This is a genomic window from Aequorivita marina (assembly GCF_031631895.2).
Classification (GTDB): domain Bacteria; phylum Bacteroidota; class Bacteroidia; order Flavobacteriales; family Flavobacteriaceae; genus Aequorivita; species Aequorivita marina.
In genome coordinates, this window is record NZ_JAVMBW020000009.1 from 115,304 (window position 1) to 130,926 (window position 15,623).

A 15,623-nucleotide genomic window follows, 5' to 3' on the forward strand; every position below is an offset into this window, starting at 1 on the left:
ACAATATGGAAAATACAAATTCGACCTTTGACATTGGGGCGTTAAACGAAAAAATTGAACGCGAAAGTGCTTTTGTGGACGTCCTAACCATGGAGATGAACAAAGTAATTGTTGGTCAAAAGCACATGGTAGAGCGGCTTTTAATCGGACTTTTAGGGCAAGGGCACATTCTTTTGGAAGGTGTTCCCGGTCTTGCAAAAACCCTGGCAATCAACACACTTTCTAAAGCAGTACACGGAACTTTTAGCCGGATACAGTTTACGCCAGATTTGCTTCCTGCCGATGTTGTGGGAACGATGATTTACAACATGAAAGTAAACGATTTCAGCATTAAAAAAGGTCCAATTTTTGCCAATTTTGTACTTGCAGATGAGATTAACAGAGCTCCCGCAAAGGTACAATCAGCACTTTTAGAGGCCATGCAGGAAAAGCAAGTTACCATTGGCGAAACTACTTTTACCCTCGATAAGCCATTTTTGGTAATGGCCACGCAAAACCCAATTGAGCAGGAAGGAACTTACCCGTTGCCTGAAGCGCAAGTTGACCGTTTTATGCTGAAAACAGTAATAAAATATCCCAAAATTGCAGAAGAGCAACTCATTGTTCGCCAAAATCTAAAAGGTAGTTTTGAACAAGTGAATCCAGTTGCAACTGTTGAACAAATTTTAAGAGCACAAGCTTCTGTTCGCGAGGTTTATATGGATGAAAAGATAGAGAAGTACATTCTCGATATTATTTTCGCCACCAGAACACCAGAAAATTTTGGACTTGCCGATTTAAAACCACTTATAAACTTTGGCGCTTCTCCACGTGGAAGTATCAACTTGGCCACTGCCGCTAAATGTTACGCGTTTATCCGCCGCCGTGGCTATGTGGTTCCTGAAGATGTTCGCGCCGTTGTGCACGACGTACTTCGCCACAGAATTGGAATTACCTACGAGGCCGAAGCTGAAAACATTACTTCTGAAGAGATTATCAATAAGATTATCAATGTAATTGAAGTACCGTAAAGAAGTATAAAGTAAGCAGTAGCAGAAAGCAGTTTTAAATGCTACTCGCTACCAACTACCCTCTACCAACTACTTGAGAAATGGACACAAAGGAGCTTCTTAAAAAAGTACGAAAAATCGAGATCAAAACGCGACGCTTGAGCGATCACGTTTTTGGTGGCGAGTATCACAGTACTTTTAAAGGTCGCGGGATGACCTTTAGCGAAGTGCGGCAATATCAGTTTGGCGACGATGTGCGCAGCATAGACTGGAATGTTACCGCCCGTTATAATGAGCCTTACGTTAAAGTTTTTGAAGAGGAACGCGAACTTACCTTGATGCTAATGGTTGATGTTAGCGGCTCTGAGTACTTCGGAACCCAAGCGCAGTTTAAAAATGAAATTATTACTGAAATAGCTGCAACCCTAGCATTTTCAGCAATGCAAAACAATGATAAAACGGGGTTGATTCTGTTTTCAGATGAAATTGAACTTTATATTCCTCCAAAAAAGGGGAAGTCGCACGTACTCCGAATTATTCGTGAATTATTGGAGTTTGAACCTAAGAGCAACAAGACCGATATTGCAAGTGCCCTAAAATTTTTAAGCAACGTAATGAAAAAGAAAGCCATCGTTTTTGTGCTTTCAGATTTTATTGCCACAGATTACCGCGACACCTTAAAAATTGCTGCAAAAAAACACGATCTCACCGGAATTAGGGTTTATGACCAAGCCGAAGAAAATATTCCAAATTTAGGAATGGTGCAGATGGAAGATCAAGAAACCGGAGAACTATTGTTAGTAAACACAGGGTCAAAAAATGTGCGGAACCAATATTATAGCTACCACCGTGAGCGGGTAGCGTATTTTATGGAATCGTTTACCAAAAGTGGTGCAGGGGCTTTAAGCTCTAGGGTTGATGAAAGTTATGTGAAAAAATTATTAGGGTATTTTAAGAGAAGATAAATGCCCTTTAACCTCTCAATGGAGGAACTATTGATAAAAATTAAATGTTGAAAAAAGATAACATATTAATTGAATTTGCAAGGGCGTCAAGACTTCCTGTAAGGTCTCAAAGACCTTTTAGGTATACCTCCCATGCTCTTTTTTCCTTTCTCTTTCTTCTCTTCTCTTTTTACGCCACCGCCCAGGTTACTTCCTCCATTGATTCCACAAAAATTAAAATTGGCGAGGAAATTCTTTATACCATAAGCGTTCAGGCAGATTCGTCTGATGTAGTTGCTTTTCCCGAAGAACAGACTTTTGCTCCTCTAGAAATGATTGAGGCGTATAAAACAGATACTACTTACGAAGCTTCAAAATACCGCCTAATAAAAAAATACGGCTTAACGCAATTTGACAGTGGTCATTACACCATTCCGCCACAGCGTGTTTTAATCAATAACAAACCTTTTTTAACAGACAGCCTTTTGGTAGAAGTTAAGGATGTTATTATTGATACTACCAAGCAGAAAATGTTTGATATAAAACCTGCGGTTGAAGTAAAAGGCCCGCCGTTTAATTGGTTAAGATTGCTTTATTGGCTGGTTCCTATTTTGCTGATTCTTGGAGTTGCAATTTACCTGTTTCAAAGAAAAAAGCGAAAAGACGCTGCAAAAAAGCAACTGCCACCTTATGAAGAAGCTATAGTCGCGCTAAAAACATTAGATAACAGCCAACTGCTTATTGAAAATAAAAGCAAGGAATATTACAGTAGCCTTACCGAAATTGTAAAGCGCTATTTAGATCGAGAGGTTGATGAAGCTGCTTTGGAAAGTACCAGTGACGAGCTGATTTCCCGATTAATGATGCATAAGGATGCCGGTAGTTTCGATTTTGACTTGGAAACTATCCGCAAATTAGACTCAATTTTTAAACGTGCCGACTTAGTGAAATTCGCTAAAATGAACCAAGAGTCTGGACAAGCTGAAGTTGACAGAAAAACTATTGAGGAAATCATCAACGAAACCCATGAAGTAATTCCAGAACCAACCGAAGAGGAACTATTGGAAAATAAGGAATACTTGGAAAAGCTGGAAAAAAGACGCAAACGCAGAAAATGGATACTGGGTGTTTCGGGAGTAGTTGCAGCAGTCATTTTAGCAGGATTTATCTACGGAAGTGTTACCGGCTTTGACAACCTAAAAGATAAGGTTTTAGGAAACGAACTACGCGAACTGAGTGAAGGGCGTTGGATTAAAAGTGAATACGGAAGTCCGGCAGTTATTCTGGAAACTCCAAAAGTACTTGTTAGAGCAGAACCTTCAGAAACTAATGCGGCTAAAAGCAGAGTTTCCGGAAAAGATTACTTTACGTATGGCGAAATGAAATCGCCACTATATATTATGGTTTCAACTACCCGCTTCAGCCAAAAACAGGATATTGCCTTAGAAACCGCTTTAGATGCAGTTTTAGACGATTTGGAACAAAGCGGCGCCAAAAACATGATTGTAAAGCGCGATGATTTTGAAACCGAGAAAGGAATTAAAGGCATAAAAGCTTATGGTGAATTTAACGTACAGGTTTCAGATACTAAAGTTTTAAAGGAAAAGAGCACGTACGAGCTCCTGCTTTTTGCGCAGGAAAACGGATTGCAGGAAGTATTGATTGTATATCATGACGATGGCAAATATGCCGAAGAAATCAAAAACCGAATGGAAGCTTCCATAGAACTTGAAATTTCAGAGAAAGATGGGAAGTAATTTCGAATTTGTAAATCCGCAATATTTCTGGTTGTTCCTTATACTTCCACTGCTCGTGCTATGGTATTTATGGAAACGGAAACAACAGACCGCCTCCTTAAAAATTTCAAGTATCCAAGGCTTTAAAACGGGTAAAAACTGGTTATCAAGGTTAAAACCCATTCTCTTTGTAATTCGTCTTTTGGCACTTTCGGCATTAATTATTGCCATGGCAAGGCCTAGAACCGTTGACGAAACCACAAAAACCAAAACCACCAGAGGTATAGATATTGTAATGTCTATGGACCTTTCGGCTAGTATGCTGGCCCGCGATTTAAAACCAAACCGTTTAGAGGCATTAAAAACAGTGGCAGCCCAGTTTATTAACAGCCGCCCAAATGACAGGATTGGCTTGGTGGAATACGCCGGCGAAAGTTATACCCGAACACCATTGACAAGCGATAAAACGGTGGTATTGTCCTCTTTAAAAAACATGACCTATAACACCACAATTGAAGGTGGAACCGCAATTGGGTCTGGTCTGGCAACGGCGGTAAACCGTTTAAAAGATAGCCGCGCAAAAAGCAAGGTCATCATTCTATTGACGGACGGTGTAAATAACTCCGGATTTATCGATCCAAAAATAGCAAGTGAACTGGCGGTTGAATTCGGAATTAAGGTTTACACCATCGGTCTTGGAAGTAACGGCATGGCCATGTCGCCCATTGGTATTCGTCCCGGTGGCGGCTTTCAATACGGAAATATAAAAGTTGAAATTGACGAAGCATTAATGAAAGATATAGCTGCCAAAACCGGCGGAAGGTATTTTCGTGCAACGGACAACACCAAACTTGAAGAGATTTATGAAGAAATAAACAAACTGGAAAAAACTGATATTGAAGAATTTAAATACACAAATTATGACGAAATGTTTCGCCCTTGGGTCATTGCGGGCTTGATTTTACTGGGATTTGAATTTTTACTGCGAATAACAATTTTTCGTGGCTTTTTGTAAAGTCTTCGTAGTTCCGAAAGGGGAAATTCAGAGCTTATGTTTTTCTACAATGGAAAATCAAGATGCGGCAGTTAATTTGAAGGTTTATGCAACAAGAAAATGACTATATAAAGCGCGAAATACAGAAATTGACATTGGTTTTAATGAAATTGATTGACAAAACAAGTTCAGCAGATGCCAATAATTTTGAAGCAGTAGTATTTGAAACAAATGAAAAATTAGAAGAGTTTAAAAGGAGTTTTAATTTTGAAACCAAAGAATTATCAAACAAACTTTTACTGATGATAGATTTTATAGATGATAATAGTAAATCCTTTTCTGTTGAAAGAATGAAAATGAAAAGTCAGCTAATAAAAAATATAAATAGTAACTAATATTTAAAAGATACCCGCCTACGCGGGCATGTTATGTACCAACTAGAACAACCCATATATTTTTACATACTCTTCGCCATTCCGGTGATAGTAGTGCTATTTCTATTGGTTTTAGTTTGGAAAAAAACGGTTCAAAAGCGTTTTGTTGATAAAGAACTACTCAAAAAACTAAGTCCGAACCGTTCACTTTTTAAGCCTATTTTAAAAATATTGGTGCTTTGTTTGGCTGTGGCCTGTTTGAGTTTTGCCTTGGTAAACCCAAAAATAGGCACCAAATTAGAAACCATGAAACGCGAAGGGGTTGACATTGTTTTTGCATTAGATGTTTCTAAAAGTATGCTTGTTGAAGACATTGCTCCCAACCGTCTGGACAAATCTAAACAGCTGATTACACAAATCATCAATAATCTTTCTGGCGATAGGGTTGGGATTATTGGCTATGCTGGGAGTGCTTTTCCGCAGGTTCCTATAACTACAGACTTTGGCTCTGCAAAATTATTTCTAAACGGCATGAACACTGATATGGTTTCATCGCAAGGAACGGCAATTACCCAAGCCATAGAAATGGCTCAAACTTTTTATGACGATGAAAGTCAGACCAACCGCGTTATGTTCTTGGTTTCAGATGGAGAAGATCACGGCGGAAACATTGCTAAAATTTCAGAAGAAGCCGCAGAAAAGGGAATCAGAATTTTTCCAATTGGCGTTGGAACTGTTGAAGGTGGACCAATTCCTATTAAGAAAAATGGAGTACTTCAATATTACCTTCGCGATAAAAACAACGAGCAGGTAATTAGTAGATTAGGTGAAGAAACTCTTAAAGCCATTGCAGAAACCACCAATGGTGAGTATCTTAATGGAGCAAATACCAAGGCAGTTGTAGATAGGGTAAAAGCTATTCTTGGCGGAATGGATAAAAAAGAATTTGAAGCAAAGCAATTCACCGATTTTAAAGACCAGTTTCAATGGTTTTTAGCTGGGGCATTGTTTTTGCTGGTATTAGACGTATTGTTGTTAGAACGAAAAACAGGGTGGTTAAATAGATTAAACTTGTTTAATGAGGCAAAAGAATAAACGCTCGTGTTAATATTCTAGAAGGTTTTCACGTTTTCGCTAGAGGTGAAAAACTTGCAAGGTTATGATAAATGAAGAAATGATAGTTTCAGAAGTAAAAAATATGAAATCTTTAATTGGCAAGGTCGTTTTACTGGCAGTGTTGCTGCTTTCATTTTCCACATTTGCTCAGCAGACCAAGGAGCAAAAAAAGGAATTAAGAGCTTCAAAAAATTTTATGAGTGAAGCACAGCAAGCACTTCAGGAAGAGAAATTTGCCGATGCTGAAGCTGATTATAGGCAAGCTATTTCTTTAAACCCTAAGAGTGAAACCGCCAAGTACAACCTAGGAACTGCCTATTACGGAAAAGAAAAGAATGCCGAGGCTATGTTGCGGTTCAAGCAAGCTGCCGGCGCTGCCACCAGTAAAGCTGAAAAACACAAGGCATTTCACAATTTAGGCAATACGTATATGAATGAGAAAAAATATACCGAAGCCGTAGCCTCATATAAAAATGCACTTCGCAATAATCCTAACGACGACCAAACTAGGTACAACTTAGCCTTGGCAAAAGATTTGTTGGATAAAAATCCGCCACCTCCAGAAGATCAAAACGACAAAGACAAGGATAAAAACGAAGACCAAAAAGACCAAGACAACAAAGATAAAGAGGATCAGGAAAACCAGGACAACAAAGATCAAGAAGGCGACAAAGGAGACGAAAAGGAAGATAAGGATAAAGGCGACGAGAAAGACGATAACAAGGAAGGCGATAAAGACAAGGATGAAGCTAAGCCTGATAAACCAAAAGATGAAGAAGGCGACAAACCGCAACAGCAACAACCTGTGCCAGGTCAACTTTCACCGCAGCAGGTAAAAAGCTTGTTGGAAGCGATGAACAATGAAGAGAAAAAAACCCAAGAGAAGATGAACGCCGAAAAGCAGAAAGGTGCAAAAGTGCAATCGGATAAAGACTGGTAGATTATGAAAACGAAGAATTTGTTATTCCTTTTTACAGTTATGCTGTGCAGTTTTACTGCCATGGCACAAGTTCAGTTTGACGCTAAGGTGAGCAAAAAACGGCTCGGTATAAACGAACGTTTGCGTGTAGATTTTGAAATGAACCAAGATGGCGATAATTTTAGACCGCCAAACTTTAAAAATTTTAGGGTTGTAGGAGGTCCTAATCAATCCATCAGCAACTCGTGGATAAATGGCAAACGCAGCTTTTCAAAAACATATTCCTATTTTTTATCACCTCAAAAACGTGGCAAAGTAACTATTGGCCAAGCTACCATCGAAATAAAGGGCGAAACGTATAAAACCCTTCCTGTGGAAGTGGTAATAACGGAGGCCGTAAAAACACCCAAAGACGGGAATAATGCGGAATACGTTGCAAGCGAAAACGTTCATCTGGTAGCGGAAATCTCTAATACAAATCCGTTTTTAAACGAATCAATTACTGTTACCTACAAGCTTTATGTTTCGCACGATGTTAGTATTACCAGTCAATGGCGCGAAATTGACACTCCAAAATATGCCGATTTTTGGAGTCAGAACATTGATAATAAAAACAACTTTAAGGTTCATGAAGGAAAGTACAATGGGCAAGATTATCGCTATGTAGTTTTAAGAACCACGGTGCTTTACCCCCAAAAAACTGGAAAGCTTGATATAGAACCACTCACTTTAGATGTTCCTATTGATGTGCAAGGAGCAAGACGCGACATTTTTGGCCGTAGATTGATGGAACAGGTAAATAAAACCATTTCGGCCGGTAAGCGTACTATTAACGTGAAACCACTTCCATTAGATGGTAAACCAGATGGTTTTAACGGGGCGGTTGGCGACTTTAGCTTTGACGTAAAGACCAATAAAAATACACTTAACGCCAATGAATCACTACAACTAGATGTAAAAGTTTCAGGAAAAGGAAACCTTAAACTTTTTACCACACCTTCAATAAAACTTCCGAATACGTTAGAGGTCTATGAACCCGAGCACAGTGAAAATGTAACCACAACAACAGGTGGAATGAAAGGATCTATTAGCGATACCTACACCGTAGTGCCGCAATTTAAAGGCAGCTATCCCGTAAACCCTATTACGTTTTCATTTTTTGATCCCAAGACCGAAAAATATAAAACTATTACTTCCAAAGAATTCACTATTGAGGTAGAAAAGGGTCCTGTTTCAGCGGTTGCGAATACCACAAGTGGAAATGATGGGAAAAAACAAGTTGTACTTTCAAAAGATAGTTTTAAATATATAAAGTTAGATGCAGCGCTAACATCAATTGGCGCAGAACCTTTCTTTAAATCGGCACTGTTTTGGTCGCTTTTGGGCGGTCCGTTCTTATTGATCCCATTATTTATTGTGGCTGGTAAAAAACGCAAGGCACGTTTAAATGATGTAGAAGGAAATAAACTTCGCAGGGCCAATAAACTCGCTAAAAAATACCTTTCTGAAGCAAAACGCAATATGGGCAATCCTGTTGCTTTTTACGAATCTTTAGAACTTGCGCTTCACAATTACCTAAAAGCACAGCTCAATATTGAAACTTCCGAAATGGAAAAAAGTCTTATTTCAAAAATGATGCTGGAGCGAGAAGTAACGCCCACGACGGTTGATAACTTTATCGGGCTGTTGAAAAGCTGTGAATATGCACGCTATGCATCGTCTTCTGAAGCAACCGTACAGCAGGATTATACCAAGGCGGCAGCAGTGATCTCAAACATTGATAAACAAATTGTTTAAGTATGGATACCAATTTCTCAAATAGAACGAGAACATTTCAAAAACGATTTTGGCTCGCTTTAGTAATGCTTTGTCTGTCATTCAGTGTTTTTTCGCAAAACTCAGCACTTTTTGATCAAGGAAAGGAACTTTATAAAAACGGAAAATACCAGCAAGCTGTAAATACTTGGATGCAAATCTTGGACAATGGCGAACATGCCGCGGCTGTATATTTCAACTTAGGAAACGCACATTATAAGCTAAACCATATTGGCCCAAGTGTATATTATTACGAGAAAGCGCTGCAACTTGCACCAAACGACCAAGACATTAAAAACAATCTAGCTTTTGCCGAAAATGCGCGAATAGATTCTATTGAGCCCTTGCCAAAAACAGTTTTTTCAAAATGGTATAAACAAATTGCGGGTATATTTACCTTTAATGGTTGGGCCATTTTAGCTGTTATTTTCTCGATAGTATTTGTTGCATTGTTTCTATTTTATTATTTCTCTTACTCAGAGAAAAGAAAACGGCTGCTTTTTGTAACCGCTATGTTTGCAGGACTATTTTTAGCAACTAGCTTGAGTATGGCATTTTTAACTTATAGCGATTTCACTAAAAAACAGCCGGCAATTATTTTTGCGAATAAAATTGAAGTAAAAACCGAACCTTCCATGGGCAGCAGTGTTGCTTTTATACTTCACGAAGGCACCAAGGTTCAGATTTCTGCTCAAGATGGCAATTGGTATCGCATTACACTAGCCGATGGAAAAGATGGCTGGATTCCCGCCACTGACTTAAAGCAGCTATAAATTTTTACTGAAGGTGTTCCCATCAGTTTTTTATTCTATACTATCCGTAGCCTTTTCTAAAGGATTGTTTATCTCTGGAAGATCAATATTCAATTCATCAACCTCGTTCATTATTGCAGGAAGTATGGCAGGTGCTAGAGAAGCAACGGGTTCATAAAGCACCGAATCTGCTCGTTGCTCTGGCGAAAGGATTCTGTAGTCTTCTGAAGCATTTACGAACATAAAGATTACGCTGATTAAAAACGCAAACTTTAAGGCATTAAAAACGCCGCCAAAAAGTTTATTAAAGATACCCATCATTGCAAAATTAGCTACCTTGGTCAACAGTCTTCCCAAGATGCTAAAAACAATCATAATCAGTAAAAAAGTGACTAAAAATGCCGCTAGACTGGTTAAGTCTTCGCTCCAATCAAACCACCGTTCAATATAAACACGCGCATAGTCTGAAAAATACATTGCACCATAAACGCCAACCACCAAACCGATTAATGCAGCAAGCGAACGGAGCAATCCTTTTCGGAAGCCCATAAAAAAGGCAATTAATAAAATTATTCCTATAACGAGATCAATGGTGTTCATAGTTTTAAAATTTCGATAAATATAAGTAATTCGGAATTATGATTTCAGAATTATAAGCTTGGCTAACTGCAAGGTCTTCACACGTTCGCCTAAGGACGAAGACCATTTAGGTAATTAAAACTATTAAAATTGGAGTTTACAATAAACTTACTAGAATTATCTTTTCAGAATTTGTGATATCAATTCCTCACGTTTGCCTAATAAGTAACTCGATTATAATTTTTTAAACCCATATATTTGCAGCTCAATAAAACCCAAAAAATGGCACGCGACGAACAATTAAAAACACAATGGGAAGCAGTAGTAAAACTACTCAGCGACCGTTTTGCAGATGGCGACACGCTAGATTTGGACGCAATTATATATTTAATCGGGCTTCAGGAATTGGGGCAATTACACCGAAAATTTAAGAAAGACGAAAAATTGAATTTAATGCACATAGCCATTTGCCGAGTCTTGGAACCTTACGGCTATTATGAATTTGATTATTTTGACGACCAAGGCTGGCCGCATTATACAATTTTGGAGCAACTCCCACCACTAAAAGCCGGAGAACAAAGCGTTTTAATGAAAGAGGCCATTGTACAGTATTTTGTGGAGAAGGAAGTGATAACTTAAGAAAGAAGGATTTAACTTACCGGAATGCCTAACAAAATAAAAAAGGAGGACTATTTTATTTGGATTAACGACTTAAAATCCAAAATTCATGCCGCGCAAACCAAAGCTGCATTATCTGTTAATTCTCAGTTACTTGAATTATATTGGGAAATTGGAAAAGACATAATAGAGCGACAAGAAAATACAGATTGGGGAAGCAAATTTATTGAACAAACAGCAATTGAATTAAGGAATGAGTTCCCACAAATCAGAGGGTTTTCTAGACGAAATCTTTATGCAATTAGGCAGTGGTATAAATTCTATTCTGAAAAACACCAATTTGTGCCACGCTCTGTGGCACAAATCCCATGGGGTCACAATCGGTTGATAATAACAAAAATAAAAGATATTGACGAAGCCGAATTTTATTGTTTTGAAACCATTAAAAACGGTTGGGATAGGGAAACTTTAGAAATCCAAATAACAAACAACCTTTTTACCAGTAAAGGAAATGCAGTTACAAATTTTGGCGAAACCTTACCAGCCGATCAGTCTAAAATGGCTGTTGAAGCATTGAAAGATCCGTACAATTTTGACTTCCTTGGGTTACAAAATGATGCATTGGAAAGAGCTATTGAGGATGAATTGGTTAAAAATATTACTAAATTTTTATTAGAATTAGGTAAGGGTTTTGCATTTTTGGGAAGACAATATAAAATTGAAGTTAGCGAAACAGATTATTTTATCGACCTTCTTTTTTATCATTTGGATTTACGTTGCTATGTTGTAATAGAGCTAAAATCTGGAAAATTTAAACCTGAATATGCAGGAAAACTAAATTTCTATTTATCGGCAGTTGACAGTCAAATCAAAAAGAAGGAGGACAAGCAGACTATCGGGATTTTACTATGCAAAAAGAAGGACAAGATTGAAGCGGAATATACCTTGCGAGATATAAATAAACCAATGGGTATAAGTGAATACAAGCTAACTGATACAATACCAGAAAATATTAAAACAAAACTACCATCTATTGAGGAGTTAGAAAATGAGTTGTCGGAAAAAATGGAGAAAGCAAAAGATGATAATGACTGATACCAGCGACAAGCAAAGCGTTTTAATGAAAGAGGCCATTGTACACTATTTTGTGGAGAAGGAAGTGATTGTTTAATTTAGAAATAGAGATTTTAAAAGCCTAATTGCGTTTATACTCATGTTGTACCACATACTGAAAGAAATTCGTGATTTGAATTTAATTCAGTAAATTTATTGAAAATTAAAGAAAATGGAAACTATCCGAATTGACATAATAAACCCAAAAGCGAAAAAGCTTCTAAAAAGTTTAGCGGATTTGAACTTGATAAAGATTAATAAAGAAAAATATAAATCGGACTTCTCTGCTTTACTAAAAAAATTACGAGCTAAATCTAATGATGAAATTTCGTTAGATGAAATAACAAAAGAAGTTGAGCAAGTGAGAAAATCACGATATGAAAAATAAGAAAATAATCCTTGATACAAATCTTTGGATTAGCTTTCTGATTTCCAAAAAATTCAGTCAGATTGATGAGCTGATTGAAAAGAGAAAAATATTATTGATTTTTTCAAACGAATTGCTCGAAGAATTTATTGATGTTGTAAGCCGACCAAAATTTAAAAAGTACTTCTCAAAAAATGATGTGGAAAAAATTCTTGAGTATTTTGACCAATTCGGAGAATTAGTAAAAGTCAAGTCTGATATTAAAATTTGTCGAGATGAAAAAGACAACTTTTTATTAAACCTTTCTGTTGATTCAGAGGCAGATTATTTAATTACTGGTGACAAGGATTTACTGATTTTAGAAAAGATTGAGAATACCAAAATCTTGACTTTTTCAGCATTTATCGAACTAACTGAATAAAAAAGTGCGTAGCACAACACCGTATATAGCTCATAGCTAATTAGTTGCTTAATCGAAGTTAAGGCATATTTGGAAAGTCGCCAAATTTTTAAATTTGACGATTTCCAATAAAAAAGATAAATAGTAAAATTTAAAAATCTGGCTTGTACTTAATCCGAAAATATTCGCTAATTTACACGCTACAAGCCATATACAATCTCGTTGCCCTTTATTAAGAATAACACTCGTCCAGTAGTTCAACATTTGAGAACTAATTGTATATTTGTTCTATAATTGAACCAATGAAACGAATAATTGCAAAAAGTACGCTTCGAGAATATTGGGAAAAACACGCAGATTCTGAACAGTACTTAAAAACTTGGTATGACACAGCAAAAAGTGCTGAATGGTTTTCACCTAACGACATCAAGCAAACGTATATCAATGCAAGTATCTTAAAGAATGGACGGGTGGTTTTCAATATAATAGGAAATTCTTACCGCCTTGTTGTTAAGTTCAATTATGAAAAGCAATGGGCATTTATCCGTTTTATTGGCACTCACGCCGAATATGACAAAATAGATGCAGACACGATTTAAAAAACCGATTATGGAATTAAAGCCTATTAAAACCGACAAAGATTACCGAGATGCACTTGAACGCTTGGAAATCATTTTCGATGCACCAATCAACACAAAAGAGGGCGACGAAGCAGAAATACTTTCGTTATTAATTGAAAACTACGAGAATGAACATTATCCGATTGAGGCACCTGACCCAATCGAGGCGATAAAAATACGGATGGAAGAATTGAATATGCGCCAGAAGGATTTAGTAGGAATTATCGGTGGTAAAAGCCGAGTATCGGAAATCCTCAACAGAAAGAAAAGATTGACTGTGGATATGATACGGGATTTGGAAAGAATTCTTCAAATCTCTGCTTCGGTCTTGGTTGGTAATTATCAACTAGAACAGAAATAACAAAGGGTAACAATGTATAAAAAAAATAGGGCAAATAAGTGCTAAACCCAATGGTCAAAGTGTATTTACAAGGTCGCCAAATCTTTTGATTTGGCTTTTATACTAAACCTGACATAATCAAAAATGATTCGTGCCCCGACGCTTCGGGAGTGGCAAAAAAATAAATAAAAAATGATAGAAACCGTAAAAAGACACATCGCAGCAGTTGAAACATTTTCTTCAACCAATAAGGAAGAAGTTGAAAGCTTCCGTGTAAAATACTTAGGAAAAAAAGGAATATTAAATGAGTTTTTTGCCGAGTTTAAAAACGTACCCAATGACCAAAAAAAGGAGTTTGGGCAGGTTATAAACACGCTTAAAAATACGGCACAGCAAAAGGTGAACGCGCTAAAAGAAGCTATAGAAAATAGCACCGAGACAAAAGGCGTCTATGGCGACTTATCCCGTCCGGGCGAAGTGATATCCTTAGGCTCGCGCCACCCAATTTCCATTGTAAAAAATAGAATTATCGAGATCTTTTTACGCATTGGATTTAATGTTTCAGAAGGCCCCGAAATGGAGGACGATTGGCACAACTTTACGGCGCTAAACCTTCCAGAATACCATCCCGCACGCGATATGCAGGATACGTTTTTTATCCAAACCAACCCCGATGTTTTGTTGCGCACCCATACTTCGTCGGTACAAGTGAGATATATGGAAAACAATAAACCGCCTATCCGTACCATTTCTCCAGGGCGCGTGTATAGAAACGAGGCAATATCATCACGCTCACATTGCTTTTTCCACCAAGTGGAAGGACTATACGTAGATAAAGGCGTAAGCTTCGCCGATTTAAAACAAACACTACAGTATTTTACCACGGAGATGTTCGGGAAATCTAAAATCCGACTTCGACCCTCCTATTTTCCCTTTACCGAGCCAAGTGCCGAAGTAGATGTGTATTGGGGTCTAGAGACCGAAGCTGACCATAGAATCACCAAAGGAACCGGCTGGCTTGAAATTGGCGGCTGCGGTATGGTAGATCCAAACGTACTGACCAATTGCGGTATAGATGCCGAAGAGTATTCCGGTTTTGCTTTTGGCGTGGGTATTGATCGTATTGCCATGTTACTACATCAAATACCAGACATTAGAATGTTTAGCGAAAATGATGTTCGGTTTTTAGAGCAGTTTAAAAGCGTGCTTTAGTAGCGGGTAGTCAGTAGTCAGTAGTCAGTAGTCGGTAGAAATATAGGTGATCTTTGGGAACGCTTCCCATTTGGGCCATAAAAATAATTGTTATGAAAAAATACCTTGTTCTAGCATTTCTCGTTATCGTAGGCTTGGTTATTGCCTACCTTACTTTTATTATTGCAGCAATTAAAATTGTAATTGGTTCAATTTTGTTGGGCGTTGCAGCTATTGCTCTTTTAGCAGTTTGGATTATGTGGAAAATTGACGATTAATTATGCGAAAAGATATTGAAGTACCCAAAGTAAAAGACGTACATATAGTCGCCGTAAAGGAATGGGACAAAGACTTTACGGCACAGCAGTGGAATGTTTATCTAGTTAACAATCGGCAAGACGAAATTGCTATGGCCTTGGTAATGTCTCGTGGAAAAAGTGAAGCGAAAAAAACCTCAACTTTACGCCATAACCTAGGCGACCTAAAACCGAAATCGGCAACGAAGATAGAGTTAATAACAACAGAAGTGCTAGGCTTTACCAACGAGTATCTGCTTACCTTTTTTGCTGAAAACAAACTGTATGAGCATAAATTTACCTTTGTGCCCAATAGTATTTCTGAAGAAAACCTAGTTACGATTCCTATTCTAGATACTGAAGGGGTTATGGCAAATTAGAAGGATTAGTATTAAGCAATGCGAAGCTGAATCTTGAAATTCATGATTTCTCAGTATTTACAGAACTCCGCTACTAATTC

Annotated in this window: 19 protein-coding genes; 18 read left to right on the forward strand and 1 reads right to left on the reverse strand. The window is 37.7% G+C overall.

Annotated elements, in window-relative coordinates:
- Positions 1-5: 5 nt before the first annotated feature.
- The 9 genes from QPK98_RS10955 (at position 6) to QPK98_RS10995 (ending at position 9,660) form a co-directional block, all read left to right on the forward strand.
- Positions 6-1,010 carry an AAA family ATPase gene (locus tag QPK98_RS10955; protein ID WP_310993378.1) on the forward strand — a complete coding sequence of 335 codons (1,005 nt, stop codon included), beginning with the start codon at positions 6-8 and terminating at the stop codon, positions 1,008-1,010.
- Between the two features lie 80 nt (positions 1,011-1,090).
- On the forward strand, positions 1,091-1,954 hold the full coding sequence (locus tag QPK98_RS10960; RefSeq protein WP_310993379.1) for a DUF58 domain-containing protein: 864 nt from the start codon (positions 1,091-1,093) through the stop codon (positions 1,952-1,954).
- 44 nt (positions 1,955-1,998) lie between these two features.
- Positions 1,999-3,690, forward strand: coding sequence for a DUF4381 domain-containing protein (locus QPK98_RS10965; protein ID WP_310993380.1), 1,692 nt, complete (start codon positions 1,999-2,001; stop codon positions 3,688-3,690).
- On the forward strand, positions 3,680-4,684 hold the full coding sequence (locus QPK98_RS10970) for a vWA domain-containing protein (RefSeq protein WP_310993382.1): 1,005 nt from the start codon (positions 3,680-3,682) through the stop codon (positions 4,682-4,684). Before QPK98_RS10965 ends, QPK98_RS10970 begins: the two co-directional genes overlap by 11 nt.
- An 86-nt stretch (positions 4,685-4,770) precedes the next feature.
- Positions 4,771-5,058 (forward strand): hypothetical protein, encoded by a 288-nt coding sequence (locus QPK98_RS10975; protein ID WP_310993384.1) that lies wholly within the window; start codon positions 4,771-4,773, stop codon positions 5,056-5,058.
- A 33-nt stretch (positions 5,059-5,091) separates the two neighbouring features.
- Complete coding sequence (locus tag QPK98_RS10980; RefSeq protein WP_310993385.1) at positions 5,092-6,132, forward strand: VWA domain-containing protein; 1,041 nt, start codon at positions 5,092-5,094, stop codon at positions 6,130-6,132.
- A gap of 64 nt (positions 6,133-6,196) precedes the next feature.
- Positions 6,197-7,093 carry a tetratricopeptide repeat protein gene (locus QPK98_RS10985; protein ID WP_310993386.1) on the forward strand — a complete coding sequence of 299 codons (897 nt, stop codon included), beginning with the start codon at positions 6,197-6,199 and terminating at the stop codon, positions 7,091-7,093.
- A 3-nt stretch (positions 7,094-7,096) separates the two neighbouring features.
- Positions 7,097-8,869: a BatD family protein gene (locus tag QPK98_RS10990; RefSeq protein WP_310993387.1), complete on the forward strand. Its 1,773-nt coding sequence runs from the start codon at positions 7,097-7,099 to the stop codon at positions 8,867-8,869.
- Between the two features lie 2 nt (positions 8,870-8,871).
- The gene (locus tag QPK98_RS10995; protein ID WP_310993388.1) at positions 8,872-9,660 is read left to right on the forward strand and encodes a tetratricopeptide repeat protein; all 789 of its coding nucleotides are present in this window, start codon (positions 8,872-8,874) and stop codon (positions 9,658-9,660) included.
- Between the two features lie 30 nt (positions 9,661-9,690).
- Here the strand turns inward: QPK98_RS10995 and QPK98_RS11000 are convergent, their stop codons facing one another.
- Positions 9,691-10,239 carry a CvpA family protein gene (locus QPK98_RS11000; protein WP_310993389.1) on the reverse strand — a complete coding sequence of 183 codons (549 nt, stop codon included), beginning with the start codon at positions 10,237-10,239 and terminating at the stop codon, positions 9,691-9,693.
- Between the two features lie 261 nt (positions 10,240-10,500).
- On the opposite strand from QPK98_RS11000, the gene QPK98_RS11005 reads away from it, so the two are divergent.
- The 9 genes from QPK98_RS11005 (at position 10,501) to QPK98_RS11045 (ending at position 15,543) form a co-directional block, all read left to right on the forward strand.
- The gene (locus tag QPK98_RS11005; RefSeq protein ID WP_310993390.1) at positions 10,501-10,857 is read left to right on the forward strand and encodes a hypothetical protein; all 357 of its coding nucleotides are present in this window, start codon (positions 10,501-10,503) and stop codon (positions 10,855-10,857) included.
- A 24-nt stretch (positions 10,858-10,881) separates the two neighbouring features.
- A complete protein-coding gene (locus tag QPK98_RS11010) occupies positions 10,882-11,931 on the forward strand; it encodes a PDDEXK nuclease domain-containing protein (protein WP_310993391.1) in 1,050 nt (349 codons plus the stop codon).
- 190 nt (positions 11,932-12,121) lie between these two features.
- Positions 12,122-12,337 (forward strand): hypothetical protein, encoded by a 216-nt coding sequence (locus QPK98_RS11015; RefSeq protein ID WP_310993392.1) that lies wholly within the window; start codon positions 12,122-12,124, stop codon positions 12,335-12,337.
- A complete protein-coding gene (locus QPK98_RS11020; RefSeq protein ID WP_310993394.1) occupies positions 12,327-12,737 on the forward strand; it encodes a putative toxin-antitoxin system toxin component, PIN family in 411 nt (136 codons plus the stop codon). The genes QPK98_RS11015 and QPK98_RS11020 overlap by 11 nt, the downstream gene beginning before the upstream one ends.
- Before the next feature lie 281 nt (positions 12,738-13,018).
- Positions 13,019-13,315 carry a type II toxin-antitoxin system HigB family toxin gene (locus QPK98_RS11025; RefSeq protein ID WP_310993396.1) on the forward strand — a complete coding sequence of 99 codons (297 nt, stop codon included), beginning with the start codon at positions 13,019-13,021 and terminating at the stop codon, positions 13,313-13,315.
- A gap of 10 nt (positions 13,316-13,325) precedes the next feature.
- On the forward strand, positions 13,326-13,697 hold the full coding sequence (locus tag QPK98_RS11030; protein ID WP_310993427.1) for a helix-turn-helix domain-containing protein: 372 nt from the start codon (positions 13,326-13,328) through the stop codon (positions 13,695-13,697).
- Positions 13,698-13,868: 171 nt separating this feature from the next.
- Positions 13,869-14,888 (forward strand): phenylalanine--tRNA ligase subunit alpha, encoded by a 1,020-nt coding sequence (gene pheS, locus QPK98_RS11035; RefSeq protein ID WP_310993398.1) that lies wholly within the window; start codon positions 13,869-13,871, stop codon positions 14,886-14,888.
- 92 nt (positions 14,889-14,980) lie between these two features.
- On the forward strand, positions 14,981-15,145 hold the full coding sequence (locus QPK98_RS11040; RefSeq protein WP_310993399.1) for a hypothetical protein: 165 nt from the start codon (positions 14,981-14,983) through the stop codon (positions 15,143-15,145).
- Between the two features lie 2 nt (positions 15,146-15,147).
- Complete coding sequence (locus QPK98_RS11045) at positions 15,148-15,543, forward strand: hypothetical protein (RefSeq protein WP_310993400.1); 396 nt, start codon at positions 15,148-15,150, stop codon at positions 15,541-15,543.
- Positions 15,544-15,623: the final 80 nt, after the last annotated feature.